The organism is Hydrogenophaga sp. YM1, assembly GCF_016903055.1.
GTDB classification, from domain to species: Bacteria; Pseudomonadota; Gammaproteobacteria; order Burkholderiales; family Burkholderiaceae_C; genus Hydrogenophaga; species Hydrogenophaga borbori.
Window position 1 is genome coordinate 2,041,289 of record NZ_CP070223.1, and the last position, 14,467, is coordinate 2,055,755.

Genomic DNA, 14,467 nt, shown 5'->3' on the forward strand with positions numbered 1-14,467 from the left:
TTGCCGCCCGCCAGGGCCTGCACCGCGGCGGCTTGCGCGCCCGTGACCCCATGAGCCGCCGGATTCTGGAGCTGCTGCTGCTGGTGGCGTTGGGAGCGGCGGTGGGCTGGGCCGCCGACCGCGCGGCCCTGGCGTTCGTGGGGGCCCTGGCGGGCTGCTCGATCTGGATCGTGCGCGACGCCGTGCGCGCGCAGCGCGTGCTGCGCTGGCTCAACAAGGCCGATGCCTCGCGCATGCCCGAGCTCGGTGGCTTCTGGGGCGAACTGCTCGACCGGTGCCGCAAGCTGATCAAGAAGCTGGAAAAGAAGGCCGCCAGCAGCGAGGCCCGCCTGGAAGATTTCCTGGCCGCGATCCAGGCCTCGCCGAACGGGGTGGTGCTGCTGGACGCAGCGGGCCGCATCGAGTGGGCCAACCTCACCGCGTCCAACCAGCTGGGCTTCGATCCGCAGCGCGACCTCGGGCAATACGTGCGCAACCTGGTGCGCCACCCGGCGTTCAACGCCTATCTCAGTGCAGGGGATTTCGGGCACGAGATCACCATCGACGGCATCGGGCCGCGCCCCTCGCAGCCGACCAAGATATCGCTGCAAATCCACCCGTATGGCAAGAAGCGCAAGCTGATGATCACGCGCGACGTCACGGCCGTGCAACTGGCCGAGACGATGCGGCGCGACTTCGTGGCCAACGTGTCGCACGAGATCCGCACGCCGCTGACGGTGCTCAGCGGCTTCGTGGAAACCATGCAGAGCCTGGAGCTCAGCGAAGAGGAGCGCCAGCAGTACCTGGGCCTCATGAGCCAACAGGCGCACCGCATGCAGACGCTGGTGAACGACCTGCTGACCTTGTCGCGGCTGGAGGGCAGCCCGGCGCCGGGGCCGGGCGAGTGGACCGGCACGCAGGAATTGCTGGAGCATGTGGTGCAGGAGGCGCGTGGCCTGAGCCAGGCGATCGCCAGCACGCCGCACCGCATCGAGCCGTCGGCGAACAGCGCCTCGTTCTGGGTGTCGGGCGCCAAGACGGAGCTGATCAGCGCGATGTCCAACCTGATGAGCAACGCCGTGCGCTACACGCCCGGTGGCGGCCGCATCGAGCCGGGCTGGCGCATCAACGACGAAGGCCTGGCGGAGTTCTATGTGAGCGACTCGGGCCCTGGCATCGCGGCCGAACACCTGCCGCGCCTGACGGAGCGCTTCTACCGCGTGGACCGCAGCCGCTCGCGCGAGACCGGCGGCACGGGCCTGGGACTGGCCATCGTGAAGCACGTGGCGCAGCGGCACGGCGGGCGCATCGACGTGCAGAGCACGGTGGGGCAGGGCACGACCTTCACCATCTCCCTGCCGCCCACACGGGTGCGGACCTCGGCGCCGGACTGAGGCGAGTCGGGCTCAGCGTCCCACGCGCAGGTACAGCACCAGGCTTTCCTTGCTGTCGTTGAGGCGCCAGAGGTTGGCCTTGAAGGCCCACTGGGTGAGATCGACGCGTTGGTGCAGGCTGCTCTGGCTCTGCGGGGTGGCGATCAGGCTGCGGCAGTCGGCGCCGGCCGGGTCGTTCTGGCCGGTTCGCACCAGCCTCAGCCCGCCGTGGTGCCGCAGGGCCGCGATCTGCGCCTGGGACAGGCCATCGGCGAGTACGCAGGATTGCGGAGGCACCAGCTCCGCGATGCGCCGCGAGATCGGCCCATAGCTGCGGCCGAAGTCCAGCAGCGGCAGCCACAGGGTCATCAGCAGAAGCCAGCACAGCGTACTGCCGGCGGCGGGCAGCACCAGGCTTTTCCAGATGGCTTCGCGGTGGCGGCCCACGCGCCAGGACACGAGCCACAGCCAGGCCAGCGTGGCCGCGGCGCCGAGCGCGAACAGCAGGAAGGAAAACTCGGGCACGAAACCCGGTGCCAGGCGCGCCACGTTGGCGGCGGGCTTGGCCGGCACGCCGGTCATCATGGCCACCCAGATCACCCAGATGACCAAGGCGCAGAAGGAGAAGAAGAGCAGCGTGAACCAGTCGATCAGCGCCGCCACGCTGCGCCGCAGGGTGGGCAGGGCGAAGGCGGCCAGCGCGGCCAGCGCGGGCAGGGCGAGCAGCAGGGCGCGGTCGCGCTCCGGATCCAGCGCGGAGTGCAGCACCACGATCAATGCGGCCCACAACGGCAGGGCCACGTGGGGCTGTTGCCACTGGCGGCGCCAGCGCCACACCGTCCAGAGCGCCAGCGGCCAGGTCGGCCAGGTGAACCAGAGCAGCAGCCGACCCCAGCTGTCCCAGGGGCGGCTCAGTGCCAGGGACGCGTCGGGCAGCGCCAGGGCGCCCGCCCAGGCACTGCCCAGGGCCATGAGCGCGCCGATGGCGCTGGCGGCGCCGAGCGTGACCGCGTCGCTGCGGTCCTCGTCGCGCTGAGCCTGGCGGTTGAACCACAGCAGCGCCAGCCAGCCCAGGCCCAGGGCCAGGCCCAGCGTGGCCGAGCCGCTGAGCGCCAGCGCCAGCCAGCCACCCGCCCACCACAGCAGGCCGCGCCAGGCGCGGGGCAGGCCGGGGTGCGCCAGCCGGGCGGCGCCCAGCAGCATGGCCGCCGTGGCGGCCAGGCGCACCCCGTCGGGTGTGGTTTCGTGCGAGAACTGCGCCAGGCCCAGGCAGGCCACCAGGGCCAGCAAGCCGGCGTCGGCCAGGGCGCGGGCGTAGTCGGCCGGCCGCGCCTCACCGCCGAAGGCGAAGGCCACGGGCAGGGCGGCGGGCTGGCGCGCCAGCTGGTACACCGCGTACCAGGTGCAGCTCAGGGTGAGCGCCAGCAGCAGGCCGAAGGGCAGGCGGGCCGCGAAATCGGGGGGCAGGAACGGCAGGGCCTTGATGAACAGCGCGCCCAGCCAGTAGGGCAGCAGGGCGGTGTCTTCCACCGGCAGGCCCAGCACGGCGGGGTGCCACCAGCTGCCGCCGGCGGCCATCTCGGCCATGGCCCCGAACGCGCCCACATCGGCGTTCTTCCAGGGCTCGCGGCCCAGGAAGCCGGGCAGCACATAGGCCACGCAGAACAGAATCAGGGCCACGCGCGGCAGGCGGCGCACGGCCGACTGGCTCACGATGGCGGGCGTCGGGCGGTTCACGGCTGGGGACTATACAAGCGGCATGGCCGGGGCAAGCGGCGTGCGCGTGGCGGCTGGGGCGAAAAAAAAGCAGCCGGTGGCGGCTGCTTTTGGGGGGCCAGGCGCCAGGCTTACTTGGCTGCTTTGGCGTAGCGGTTGCGGAACTTCTCGACGCGGCCGCCCATGTTGTCCACGCTCTTCTGCGTGCCCGTGTAGAAGGGGTGCGACTCGCTGGAGGTGTCGAGCTTGAACAGCGGCAGCTCGCGGCCATCGTCCAGCTTGACGGTTTCCTTGGTGGGGGCGCAGGAATTGATGATGAACTGGGCGCCGTTCGACAGGTCCTGGAAGCAGACCGGGCGGTAGTTCGGGTGGATGCCTTCTTTCATGGCGGTTCCTTGTGGTCGGTTGCGACAGCCGCGCCGGAACCCTTCCGACGTACTTGCCGCCAAGCAAAGCCGGCGATTATAGCCGAGCGGGAATGTCTGACCGGGAATGGCGCGGGGCCGGCTTGGCCGGTCCGCAGACCTTGTCCCCGTTCACGGGGCGCAGGGGGCTTACCCCCCTCGGCGCATCATGTCGAAGAACTCGGAGTTGTTCTTCGTGGCCTTCATGCTCTTGAGGACCATTTCCATGGCCTCGATCTCGTCCATGTTGTACATGAACTGGCGCAGGATCCGGGTCTTCTGCAGGATCTCGGGCTGCAGCAGCAGCTCTTCGCGGCGGGTGCCGCTGCGGTTGAGCTGGATGGAGGGAAAGACGCGCTTTTCGTACAGGCGGCGGTCGAGGTGGATCTCGCAGTTGCCGGTGCCCTTGAACTCCTCGAAGATCACCTCGTCCATGCGCGAGCCGGTGTCGACCAGGGCGGTGGCGATGATGGTGAGCGAACCGCCTTCCTCCACCTTGCGCGCCGCGCCGAAGAACCGCTTGGGCCGCTGCAGGGCGTTGGCGTCCACGCCGCCGGTGAGCACCTTGCCCGAGGAGGGCAGCACGTTGTTGTAGGCGCGGGCCAGGCGGGTGATCGAGTCGAGCATGATCACCACGTCCTTCTTGAGCTCGACCAGGCGCTTGGCGCGCTCGATCACCATCTCGGCCACGTGCACGTGGCGGGCGGCCGGTTCGTCGAAGGTGGAGGCGATGACCTCGCCGCGCACGGTGCGCTGCATTTCGGTCACTTCCTCGGGGCGCTCGTCCACCAGCAGGACCATGAGCTCCACGTCGGGGTGGTTGGCGGTGATGGCGTGGCAGATGTGCTGCATCATCACCGTCTTGCCGCTCTTGGGCGGGGCGACGATCAGCGCGCGCTGGCCGCGGCCGATGGGCGCGATGATGTCGATGATGCGACCGGTGATGTTCTCTTCGCTCTTGATGTCGCGTTCCAGGCGCATCTGCTCCTTGGGGAACAGCGGCGTCAGGTTCTCGAACATGATCTTGTGCTTGTTCTCCTCGGGAGCCAGGCCGTTGATCTTGTCGAGCTTGTTGAGGGCGAAGTAGCGTTCGCCGTCCTTGGGGATGCGGACCTCGCCCTCGATCATGTCGCCGGTGTGCAGGTTGAAGCGGCGGATCTGGCTGGGCGAGATGTAGATGTCGTCGGTGCTGGCCGTGTAGCTGGTGTCCGGCGCGCGCAGGAAGCCGAAGCCGTCCGGCAGAACCTCGAGCACGCCGTCGGCGAAGATCTGTTCGCCGGCTTTCGCGCGCTTCTTGATGATGGCGAACATCAGCTCCTGCTTGCGCATGCGGCCGGTGTTTTCGATTTCGAGCGCTTCGGCCTGCTTGACCACTTCGGAAACGTGCAGGGCCTTGAGTTCGTTCAGGTGCATAGCCGTCACTCCAGGGCGGAGGCGATAGGGGGATGAGCGGGGAGGTGGGCGCTGCGGTCCGGATGACGGACGTTGCGCTGGGGGAAAGCGGCGGGCTTGCTGCCCGCGTTGCGCCGGATTATGACAGGAATCGCTGTGTGTGCGCCCTGTCGTCGAGCCCGCGCGCGGCTCGGGGCCCGGGCGGGCGCCCGGGCCAGGGAGGGGATCAGGCCAGCTGCTGGTCGATGAAGGCGGTGAGCTGGGCCTTGCTGAGGGCGCCCACCTTGGTGGCGGCGAGCTGGCCGTCCTTGAACAGCATCAGCGTGGGGATGCCGCGGATGCCGAACTTGGCGGGCACGTCGCGGTTGTCGTCGACGTTGAGCTTGGCGACCTGCAGCTTGCCGTCGTAGGTGCCGGCGACCTCGTCCAGGATGGGCGCGATCATCTTGCAGGGGCCGCACCATTCGGCCCAGAAGTCCACCAGCACCGGGGCTTTGCTGTCCAGCACATCGGCCTTGAAGCTGGCATCGGAAACGTGTTTGATCAGGTCGCTGGCCATGGTTCGTCCTTGGGTGTTCGGTGAGCGGTGGGAGGTTACAGTGCGGCGCTTGCGGCAGGCCGGGCGTCGACATCGGCTCCCCCGTACGAGCGGCCGCATTGTGACAGAAACCCCCCATACATGACGCCAGCGCCCGCGAGACCTCACGACGAGCCAGCCCTTGTGGCCGGCGCTGTGCAGGACGGCGAGGTGCCGTGCGCGTGGCGCCTGCCGCTGGACGAACTGGCGCGCCAGGCCGCCCAGGCTGGCCTGGCGCCGTCGCGCGTGGTCGTGCTGCTGCCCTACGGGGCGCTTGTGGCCGAGGCGCGCCGCGCCTGGGCCGCCCGTGCGCCGCAGGCCTCGGGCTTCGCGCCGCGCTTCACCACGGCGCGCGATTGGGCCGCCGCGCTGTCGCCCTGGCGGCCGGGCTCGGACGACATCAGCCACGACATGGCGCGCGACGCGCTGGTGGCCACCGCCTGGATCGAGCGCGTGGTGCGCGAGCGCCTGGAGCCCGGCCTGCGCCGCGAACTGGTGGCGCGCCTCATCAGCGCCGCGCGGCAGCTGGCCCCGCTGGCGGCCGCGCAGCCGCCCGAGCGGCGCGCGGCCTGGGCCGAGGACCGCCGCGCCGCGCTGGCCGCCACGTTGGGCTCGGCCGCCGCGCAATGGGAGTCGCTGGTGGCGAGCCTGGCCATCACCTGGGCAGGCAGTTCGGCCTACGTCACCGACGCCTTGTGGTCGCCGCTGGCCGCGCCCGGCGCCGACGCCGACCGCCTGCTGTGCCTGCCCGGCCACCACCCCGACCCGCTGGCCGAGGCCCTGCTGACCCACTGGGGCGATAGCGCCGGCCGGCTCGCCTGGTCGGCGCCCGCCGAGCCGGCCCCGCGCGTGTGGGCCTGTGAGGATTTCGAGGCCGAGGCCCAGGCCGCGGCCGCCTGCGCCATCGAACACCTCAATGCCGGGCGTGCGCCGGTGGCGCTGATCGCCAACGACCGCCTGCTCACCCGCCGCGCGAGCGCGCTGCTGGTGGGCGCTGGCGTGCGCCTGCGCGACGAGACCGGCTGGAAGCTGTCTACCACGCGCGCGGCCGCCAGCCTGATGGCCCTGCTGCGCGCGGCCGACGCGCGCGCCAGCACCGACGAGGTGCTGGATTGGCTCAAGCTCTCGCCGGCCTTCCCGCCGCAGGCGGTGGAGTCGCTGGAGCGGCGGCTGCGGCAGAGGGGGGTGGCGCGCTGGTCCGCCGTGCCGCTGGACTGGCGCGGCGCCGACATCGATCCCCAGCGCACCGAACTGCAGGCCGCGCGCCCCTTGCTGCTGTGGCTCCAGGACACCGCGGCGGCCCTGGAGCGCAGCGGCCAGTGGGCCGCCCTGCAGGCCGACGAAGCCGGCCGCCAGCTGATCGGCGTGTTGCGCCTGGGGGAGGGCGCGCACGAACTCGACGGCCTGGGTGAGGCCGCCGCCGGCGAGCGCGGCACCAAGGCCCGCTGGCCGCTCACGGCCTTCGCCGCCTGGGTGCGCGACGTGCTCGAAGGCGCGGTGTTCCAGCCCACCGTGGCCGGCGCGCCGCAGGTCGTCGTGCTGCCGATGGCGCAGCGCCTGGGCCGCCGCGTGGCCGCCGTGGTGGCACCCGGCTGCGACGAACGCCACCTGAGCGCCAGCCCCGAGCCCGACAGCGCCTGGACCGCCGCGCAGCGCGAGCTGCTGGGCCTGCCCGACCGCGAGGCCCTGGCGCGTGCCGAGGCCTCGGCCTGGGCGCAGCTGTTCGACGGCGCGCCGGTGGACGCGCTGTGGCGCCGCCACGAGGCCGGTGAGGCGTTGCTGCCCAGTGCCTTCATCGACGGCATCGCGCCGCGCCCGGCCAGCGAGCTGCTGCCCGCCAGCGCCCTGCCCGCGGGCGGCACGGCCCCGCCGGCGGCCCGCGCGCCCGCGCTGCTGCCCGAACGCCTGTCCGCCAGCGCCTACGACGACCTGCGCACTTGCCCCTACCGCTTCTTCGCGCGCCGCCAGTTGCGGCTCGACGAGGTGGACGAGCTCGACGCCGAGCCCGACCAGGGCGACCTGGGCAACTGGCTGCACGCGGTGCTGCGCGCTTTCCACGAAGGGCGCGGCGACGATCGCCCGGGCGAGGACGCCGACCGCGCCGCGCTCGACGCGCTGGCCGAGCGCGTGGCGCTGGACATGGGTCTCGGCGACGAGGTGCAGGCCGGCGGCTTCCTGCCCTACCGCGCCGTCTGGCCCGCGCTGCGCGAGGCCTACCTGCGCTGGCTCTGGCCGCACGAGGCCGAGGGCTGGCGATTCGTGGCGGCCGAGGCCGAGCGCGAGCAGCGCGTGGGCCGCTGGGCCTTGTACGGCCGGCTCGACCGCATCGACGCGCGGCGCGACGCCGAGGGCGGCGAGAGCTTCGTCATCGACCACAAAACCGAGAGCCGCGCGCGCACCGAAGCGCGCGTGAAGGAGCCGATGGAGGACACGCAGCTGGCGTTCTACGCCGCGCTGCTGCCCGAGCCGCGCCTGCGCGCCGCTTACCTCAGCATCGCCGACACGCGCGGCGAGCGCGACGAACCCGCGAAGCTGATCGAGCAGACCGAGGTATTGGCCGCGCGCGACGCCATCGTGCAGGGCCTGGTGCACGACCTCGACCGCGTGGCCGGCGGTGCCGCCATGCGGGCGCTGGGCGAGGGCACGGCCTGCGAGTACTGCGCGGCGCGCGGCCTGTGCCGCAAGGATTTCTGGACCGGTGCGGCCACGGGTGATGGGGGAGAGCCATGACCGGGCTCGCCTACCGCGTCGACGGCCAGCCCGCCGGCCCGCAGACCTTCTATGCCCGCGCCTGCGACCCGGCGCGCAGCGTGGCGGTGGAGGCCTGCGCCGGCGCCGGCAAGACCTGGATGCTGGTCTCGCGCATCCTGCGCGCGCTGCTCGACGGCGCGCTGCCGCAGGACATCCTGGCCATCACCTTCACCAAGAAGGCCGCCGGCGAGATGCGCGAGCGCCTGCAGCAGGCGGTGGCCGAATGGTCCTCGCAGGGCGACGACGAACTGTGCGCCGCGCTGGTGATGCGCGGCCTGAACGAGGCCGCCGCGCGCGCCCTGGTGCCCGCCGCGCGCGGCCTGCGCGAGCGGCTGCGCCAGCACGGCCGTCCGGTGCAGCTGCGCACCTTCCACAGCTGGTTCGCGGCGCTGCTGCGCGGCGCGCCCCTGTCGGTGCTGCAAGAGCTGGGCCTGCCGCCGCAGTACGAGCTGCAGGAGGACGACAGCGCCATCCTGCAGCGGCTGTGGCCGCGGTTTTATGCCGCGCTTGCGCAGGACGCCGCCGCGCGCGAGGACTTCTTCGCCAGCGTGGCCGACATCGGCCGCCACCAGACCCTGGCCGCGCTGCGCAACGCGGTCGCCAAGCGGGTGGAGTTCCAGTGGGCCGACAGCGCGGGCGCCGTCGACGGCGCCGTGCGGCCGCTGGCTGAGCAAATGCCCGGCTGGGCCGGCGCGGGCGACGACCCCGTGGCCTGGTTGGTGCGCGGCGAGCGCTTTCGCGCCGAGCTGCTGGCCGCGGCGGCGGCGCTGGGCGGCCTCGCCAAGGCCAAGAAGGCGGAGACCGCCGCGCGCGAACTGGAGCAGGCGGTATCGGCCGGCGACGGCCGCGCCGCGATCGCCGCCTTGACCACCGCCAAGGGCACGCCGCGCAAGCTGGGCGAGCAGGCCGATGCGCTGCCCGCCGTGCAGGCCGCGCACACGCGCATCGAAGAAGCCCTGCAGGCCGAGCGCCAGCAGCGCGCCTGGGTGCACCACCAGCGGCTCGCGCGGCTCACGCGTGTGCTGCTGGGCGCGCTGGCCGACCTCAAGCGCGAGCGCGGCTGGGTCGACATGAACGACGTGGAGGGCGCGGCGCGCCGCCTGCTGGGCGACGCCGAGCTCTCCGGCTGGCTGCAGCAGCGCCTGGACGCGCGCGTGCGCCACCTGCTCATCGACGAATTCCAGGACACCAACCCGCTGCAATGGCAGGCCCTGTACGGCTGGCTCTCGGCCTACGCGGGCGCCGGGCCGGGGCAGGCCCCCAGCGTCTTCATCGTCGGCGACCCCAAGCAGTCCATCTACCGCTTCCGCCGCGCCGAGCCGCAGGTGTTCCGCGCGGCCCAGGCCTTCGTGGTTCAGGGCCTGGGCGGCTCGCTGCTGGCCTGCGACCACACGCGCCGCTGCGCCACTGCCGTGGTGGACGCCGTCAACACCGTCCTGCAGCGGGCCGTGGACGCGGGCGAGTACGGCGAGGCCGTGGGCGCGGCCTTCCGCCCCCACACCACCGCCAGCGCGCAGGCGGGTGCGGTGCTGTCCCTGCCCGTGGTCCCGCGCGAGGCGCGCGCCCCCACCGAGGCGGGGGACCCGGGCGCCTGGCGCGACAGCCTGGCCACGCCACGCCATCTGGCTGAGGACCTGATGAGCGAGCGGGAGGCCCGCCAGGCGGCCGACTGGATCGCCGATCAGATCGCCGCCGGCCGGTTGCGCGCCGACGAGGTGATGGTGCTCGCGCGCAAGCGCGAGCGCCTGGGCTGGATGCACGAGGCCCTGCGCGAGCGCGGCATCGCCAGCGAACAGCCCGAGAAGCTGGACCTGGCCGAGGCGCCCGCCGTGCAGGACGTCATTGCGCTCATCGACGCCCTGGTGTCGCCGGGCCACGACCTGAGCCTGGCGCGCGCCCTGCGCTCGCCCATCGGCGGCTGGAGCGACGAGGACCTGGCCGCGCTGGCCGCCGCCGTGCGCGCCGCCGGCGCGGGCGCGCGCTGGTGGCCCGTGCTGCAGGACGCGGCCGGGTCGGCCGAGGCCCCGTCGCTGTGGCGCGATACCGCCACCCGCTGGCGGGCCTGGCGCGAGGCACTGCTGAACCTGCCGCCGCACGACGCGCTCTCGCTCGTGTTCCGCGATGGCGATCTGCCCGCGCGCTACCTGCGCGCCGTGCCGCCCGCGCAGCGCGCCGCCACGCTGGCGCAGCTGCAGGCCCTGCTGGCGCAGGCGCTCGACCACGAAGGTGGCCGCTTCCTCAGCGCCTACCGTTTCGTGCGCGCGCTCAAGGCCGGTGGCACGCCGCTGCCGCCGGTGGCCACGCCCGGCGCAGTGCGCCTGCTCACCATCCACGGCGCCAAGGGCCTGGAGGCCGACACCGTGCTGCTGCTCGACACCGACGCCGCGCCCGCGCGCGCCGAGACCATGGGCGTGCTGGTCGACTGGCCCGGCGAGGCGCCGCAGCCGCGCCGCTTCGTCTTCCTGGCGAGCGAGAAGTCGGCGCCGCTCTGCGCCCAGGCGCTGCTCGACGCCGAGCGCCGCGCGCGCTCGCTGGAAGAACTCAACGCGCTCTACGTGGCCATGACGCGAGCGGGCCGCCGGCTCGTGGTGTCCAGCTTCGAGCCCGGCCGCGCGAGCGCCGGCGCGTCCTGGTGGCAGCGGCTGTCGCCGCTCGCCGAGCCGCTGGCCGCGCCCGAGGCCGCCGCGCCCGCCGCGCGGGCCGAGGCCGAGCCGTTTGTCCTGCACGCCTTGCCCGGCTTGCGCGTGGCCCCGGAGCCGGTGGCCGACACCGAGGCGGCCGAAGCCGACGAGCAGACCCGCTTCGGTCGCGCCGTGCACCAGCTGCTGCAGTGGTGTCCCACCCCCGCGCGCGGGTTCGACTGGACCCCCACGCACCAGCGCGCCGCCGCCGAGCGGCACGCGCTCGACGCCGCCGGCGGCGCCCGGGCCGTCGAGGCCGCGCGCCGCATCGTGCGCGGCGAAGCGGCCTGGGCCTGGGACGACCAGCTCGTCGAACAATGGGGTAACGAGGTGGAGCTGCTGCACGGCGGACAGCTGCGCCGCCTCGACCGCCTGGTGCGCGAGCGCGCCAGCGGCACCTGGTGGGTGCTGGACTTCAAGACCCACGAAGCGCCGCACACCGTGCCCGCGCACCGCGAGCAGATGGCGGCTTACCGCGCGGCGGTGTCGGCCATCCACCCCGGAGAGCCGCTGCGCCTGGCGTTCATCAACCCGCAAGGGCGGGTGTTCGAATGGAGCGGTGAATGAAGCCTGATCAAGGCGTGGCCATCGTTGGCGGTGGCCCGGCGGGCCTGATGGCGGCCGAGGTGCTGTCGGGCGCCGGCGTGCCCGTGGACCTGTACGACGCCATGCCCTCGGTGGGGCGCAAGTTCCTGCTCGCCGGCAAGGGCGGCCTCAACCTCACGCACGCCGAAGCCTTCGAGTCCTTCGTGTCGCGCTTCGGCGAACGCGCCGGGGCGCTGAGGCCCCTGCTCGAACGCTTCGGCCCGCAGCAGGTGCGCGACTGGGCCGAGGGCCTGGGCATCGGGACCTTCGTCGGCAGTTCGCGGCGCGTGTTCCCCACCGACATGAAGGCCGCGCCGCTGCTGCGCGCCTGGCTGCACCGGCTGCGGCACCCGGCGCCGGGTGGCGAGCCGGTGCACTTCCACATGCGGCACCGCTGGCTGGGCTTCGGTGCCGATGGTGGGCTGCGCTTCCACACCCCCGACGGCGAACGGACGGTGCACGCGCGCGCTGCCTTGCTGGCCCTGGGCGGTGCGAGCTGGCCGCGCCTGGGCTCCGACGGCGCCTGGGTGCCGCGCTTGCGCGAGGCGGGTCTCGACGTGGCCGATCTGCGGGCCGCCAACTGCGGCTTCGACGTGGCGGGTGCGCTGGCGCGCGGGGTGGCCGAAGGATGGAGCGCCGTGTTCGCCGAACGCTGGGCGGGCCAGCCCTTCAAGACCGTGGCGGTGGCGGTCGGCGGGCCGCCGAACGCGCCGCCCGGTGCGCTCCCAGATGCTTCCCCCCCAGATGCGCGGCAGTGGCACCGCGGCGAGTTCGTCGCCACCGCCACCGGCGTCGAAGGCAGCCTGGTCTACGCGCTGTCGGCGCCGCTGCGCGAGTGCATCGCGCGTGAGGGCTCGGCCACGCTGTGGGTGGACCTGCTGCCCGACCGCTCGGCCGAGCGCGTGCTGGCCGAGGTAGCGCACCCGCGCGGCTCGCGCAGCCTGTCCAGCCATTTGAAGGGCCGGCTCGGGCTCGACGGCATCAAACTCGCCTTGCTGAACGAATGCCTGGACCGCGAGGCCATGCACGATGCCGCGCGCCTCGCGGCGGCCATCAAGGCCCTGCCGCTGCGCCTGATCCGCCCCCGCCCGATGGCCGAGGCCATCAGCACGGCCGGCGGCGTGCGGCTGGAGTCTTTGGACGAGGGCCTGATGGCGCGCGGGCGGCCCGGCCTGTTCGTGGCGGGCGAGATGCTCGACTGGGAGGCCCCAACTGGCGGCTACCTGCTGACGGCCAGCCTGGCCAGCGGAGCGTGGGCGGGAGAGGCGATGCGGCGCTGGGTGCGGCCGGGCTGAACGGCCAGGGCTTGGTGGCGGTGGCGAGGGGCGCGGATGAACTTTGCCCTGGGGCCCGTTACTCAGCGCAGGCCCCGGCCATCCGGGGTTGCCAATTGCCCTCATCTCCCTCCTTCGTGAAAGCCCTTCGATGACCCAACCCACCGCCATCAAGCGTTCATCGACTCCCATGGCAGCGCCGCAGGTGCACGTCGACAAGGGCAGTGCCACCGCCCAAAAGGTGGATAAGGTGCTGAGCCGCAATCCCAAGGCGACACAGGCCTTCATCTTCAAGGGGCTAGGCGTCAAGGTGTTGTCGACGATGGCGCCCCCCTGGTTCAAGGGCAAGAAGGAAGGCGGTCCGATTGCCATCGGGAACACGCAGAAGTTCTTCCGCGACCTGGGGATTGAGAGCCTGTTTCACCCAAATCCTTCTGTGCGCGAGGCGGCGGAATTGGTGGCGAAACCAGCGGTTGGCAGCGGCCCGTACGAATTGACACCCGAGATTCGCGCTGCGGTGCGCACGCTGGCCGACCCCTCCAGCGATGCCCTCCAGCGGTATAGAGAAGAGCGTAAAGCGAAAGATCGGTTCTTGAGTGACACCGGGTTCGGCAAGAACCTGATTCGGCGGGCTCAGGAGAAGCTGACGTCTGACCCTGTCGCTGCCAGCGAAGGCCCTCTCGCGGTACTCGACGCCGATGAGCCCGTGCCGGCATTCCAACCGGCGCTGCCTCACGAACTGCAGAAGCAATACGACAAGTGGCGCAAAGCGCAGGTCAAGACGGCGCCGGAGCTCGACGCCGCCGTGACCGCCTATGCGCGTCAGACGTATGGCGGCGGGAACCCTTTCAAGGCGCAGTCATCCGCGGGCCAACCGGTGTCGGACCTGCTGACGTTCATCACGACGGGTGTGACGGAAAAACTGGCCAAGGGGGGGCGTTCGATCCAAGCCTTGAACGGGTTCCATGGCATCACATTCGGCTCTCGCACCGAGGCGCTTCACCATCTGCTGTGGAACACGCCCTTCCTGGTCCGCGTGCCGCCCACGGAAGCCAACCGGTTCATGAAGCTGTACAACGAGCTCGCGAAGGCGAGGCTGTGAGGTCGCACTGACGCGCGGTGCACCAGCCATCGCGATCCACCTCAACGGGAGATGCTGTCGGCATCTCCCGTTGTGTTTGGGGCGGATGAATCGCCAAGCCGCCTCCCGCCGCTTGGCGGGCGCGGTTCGGTCGCTCAATTCAGTCGCTCAAGGCGCTCAGATCCAGCGCATACGACCGGCCCAGCCACAAGGCGCTGTCGCGGTGGTCGCCCAGTTCGTCGCCGGTGTTGGGGTGGATGAACACATCGAGCGCCCCGTGGTTGAGTGCGAGCCAACTGGTCACAGGCGAAAACTGGTCGGCCTCAAAGGCCAGTTGGTACGACCACATGGGGTGTGGCCCAACGGGCCTCTCGTGGAAGCGGCCGATCTGCACCCGCTCGGCCAGATCGCTGGCGATCAATTCCCGCAAGGCCCAGGCCGCGTCGCGCGTGGCGGCGTCGAAGTAGACGTGGGCGTGCCAGCTGGCGATGGAAGAGGGATCGCGCGAGGGCATGGAAAAAGAAATAAGGTGACGAGCCTTGACCCCGGCACTGGCTCCACAGTTAGGGCTGCTTGGTTCCCCACCTGACCCGGTTGGCCGCTTCACCATGCGGGAAGGCCCGTCACCCGCGATTGTAGGCGACGGGGCATGAC

10 protein-coding genes and 1 other RNA gene are annotated in these 14,467 nt (G+C 72.0%); 5 read left to right on the forward strand and 6 right to left on the reverse strand.

Annotated elements, in window-relative coordinates; all coding sequences use genetic code 11:
* The first annotated feature begins 50 nt into the window (after window positions 1-50).
* A complete protein-coding gene (phoR, locus tag JNX00_RS09495) occupies window positions 51-1,373 on the forward strand; it encodes a phosphate regulon sensor histidine kinase PhoR (protein WP_204744798.1) in 1,323 nt (440 codons plus the stop codon).
* A 12-nt stretch (window positions 1,374-1,385) separates the two neighbouring features.
* On the opposite strand, the gene JNX00_RS09500 is transcribed toward phoR, so the two are convergent.
* The 4 genes from JNX00_RS09500 to trxA all read right to left on the reverse strand — a co-directional run bounded on the left by JNX00_RS09500 (window position 1,386) and on the right by trxA (window position 5,423).
* Window positions 1,386-3,089, reverse strand: a complete 1,704-nt coding sequence (locus JNX00_RS09500; protein ID WP_204744799.1) for a hypothetical protein — start codon at window positions 3,087-3,089, stop codon at window positions 1,386-1,388.
* Between the two features lie 110 nt (window positions 3,090-3,199).
* Window positions 3,200-3,454, reverse strand: a complete 255-nt coding sequence (locus JNX00_RS09505) for a type B 50S ribosomal protein L31 (RefSeq protein WP_070397985.1) — start codon at window positions 3,452-3,454, stop codon at window positions 3,200-3,202.
* 168 nt (window positions 3,455-3,622) lie between these two features.
* A complete protein-coding gene (gene rho / locus JNX00_RS09510) occupies window positions 3,623-4,885 on the reverse strand; it encodes a transcription termination factor Rho (protein WP_070397984.1) in 1,263 nt (420 codons plus the stop codon).
* A 205-nt stretch (window positions 4,886-5,090) separates the two neighbouring features.
* Complete coding sequence (trxA, locus tag JNX00_RS09515; RefSeq protein ID WP_070397983.1) at window positions 5,091-5,423, reverse strand: thioredoxin TrxA; 333 nt, start codon at window positions 5,421-5,423, stop codon at window positions 5,091-5,093.
* A gap of 162 nt (window positions 5,424-5,585) precedes the next feature.
* Here trxA and JNX00_RS09520 point away from each other — a divergent pair, with 162 nt between their 5' ends.
* The 4 genes from JNX00_RS09520 to JNX00_RS09535 all read left to right on the forward strand — a co-directional run bounded on the left by JNX00_RS09520 (window position 5,586) and on the right by JNX00_RS09535 (window position 13,834).
* On the forward strand, window positions 5,586-8,171 hold the full coding sequence (locus JNX00_RS09520) for a PD-(D/E)XK nuclease family protein (RefSeq protein WP_204744800.1): 2,586 nt from the start codon (window positions 5,586-5,588) through the stop codon (window positions 8,169-8,171).
* Window positions 8,168-11,440: a UvrD-helicase domain-containing protein gene (locus JNX00_RS09525; protein WP_070397981.1), complete on the forward strand. Its 3,273-nt coding sequence runs from the start codon at window positions 8,168-8,170 to the stop codon at window positions 11,438-11,440. Before JNX00_RS09520 ends, JNX00_RS09525 begins: the two co-directional genes overlap by 4 nt.
* Complete coding sequence (locus JNX00_RS09530) at window positions 11,437-12,753, forward strand: TIGR03862 family flavoprotein (protein ID WP_204744801.1); 1,317 nt, start codon at window positions 11,437-11,439, stop codon at window positions 12,751-12,753. The genes JNX00_RS09525 and JNX00_RS09530 overlap by 4 nt, the downstream gene beginning before the upstream one ends.
* A 130-nt stretch (window positions 12,754-12,883) precedes the next feature.
* Complete coding sequence (locus tag JNX00_RS09535) at window positions 12,884-13,834, forward strand: hypothetical protein (protein ID WP_204744802.1); 951 nt, start codon at window positions 12,884-12,886, stop codon at window positions 13,832-13,834.
* 139 nt (window positions 13,835-13,973) lie between these two features.
* Here JNX00_RS09535 and JNX00_RS09540 read toward each other — a convergent pair whose 3' ends face one another.
* Both JNX00_RS09540 and ffs read right to left on the reverse strand, forming a co-directional pair.
* Window positions 13,974-14,327: a DOPA 4,5-dioxygenase family protein gene (locus JNX00_RS09540; protein ID WP_070397978.1), complete on the reverse strand. Its 354-nt coding sequence runs from the start codon at window positions 14,325-14,327 to the stop codon at window positions 13,974-13,976.
* A 14-nt stretch (window positions 14,328-14,341) separates the two neighbouring features.
* An RNA gene (ffs, locus tag JNX00_RS09545) (signal recognition particle sRNA small type) lies at window positions 14,342-14,438 on the reverse strand.
* Between the last annotated feature and the right edge of the window lie 29 nt (window positions 14,439-14,467).

Bases quoted from the DNA above. Each gene is read 5' to 3' on its own strand.
- phoR (WP_204744798.1), top strand. From the start codon at position 51: ATGAGCCGCCGGATTCTGGAGCTGCTGCTGCTGGTGGCGTTGGGAGCG.
- JNX00_RS09530 (WP_204744801.1), top strand. From the start codon at position 11,437: ATGAAGCCTGATCAAGGCGTGGCCATCGTTGGCGGTGGCCCGGCGGGC.
- rho (WP_070397984.1), bottom strand. From the start codon at position 4,885: ATGCACCTGAACGAACTCAAGGCCCTGCACGTTTCCGAAGTGGTCAAG.
- trxA (WP_070397983.1), bottom strand. From the start codon at position 5,423: ATGGCCAGCGACCTGATCAAACACGTTTCCGATGCCAGCTTCAAGGCC.
- JNX00_RS09535 (WP_204744802.1), top strand. From the start codon at position 12,884: ATGACCCAACCCACCGCCATCAAGCGTTCATCGACTCCCATGGCAGCG.
- JNX00_RS09540 (WP_070397978.1), bottom strand. From the start codon at position 14,327: ATGCCCTCGCGCGATCCCTCTTCCATCGCCAGCTGGCACGCCCACGTC.
- JNX00_RS09505 (WP_070397985.1), bottom strand. From the start codon at position 3,454: ATGAAAGAAGGCATCCACCCGAACTACCGCCCGGTCTGCTTCCAGGAC.
- JNX00_RS09525 (WP_070397981.1), top strand. From the start codon at position 8,168: ATGACCGGGCTCGCCTACCGCGTCGACGGCCAGCCCGCCGGCCCGCAG.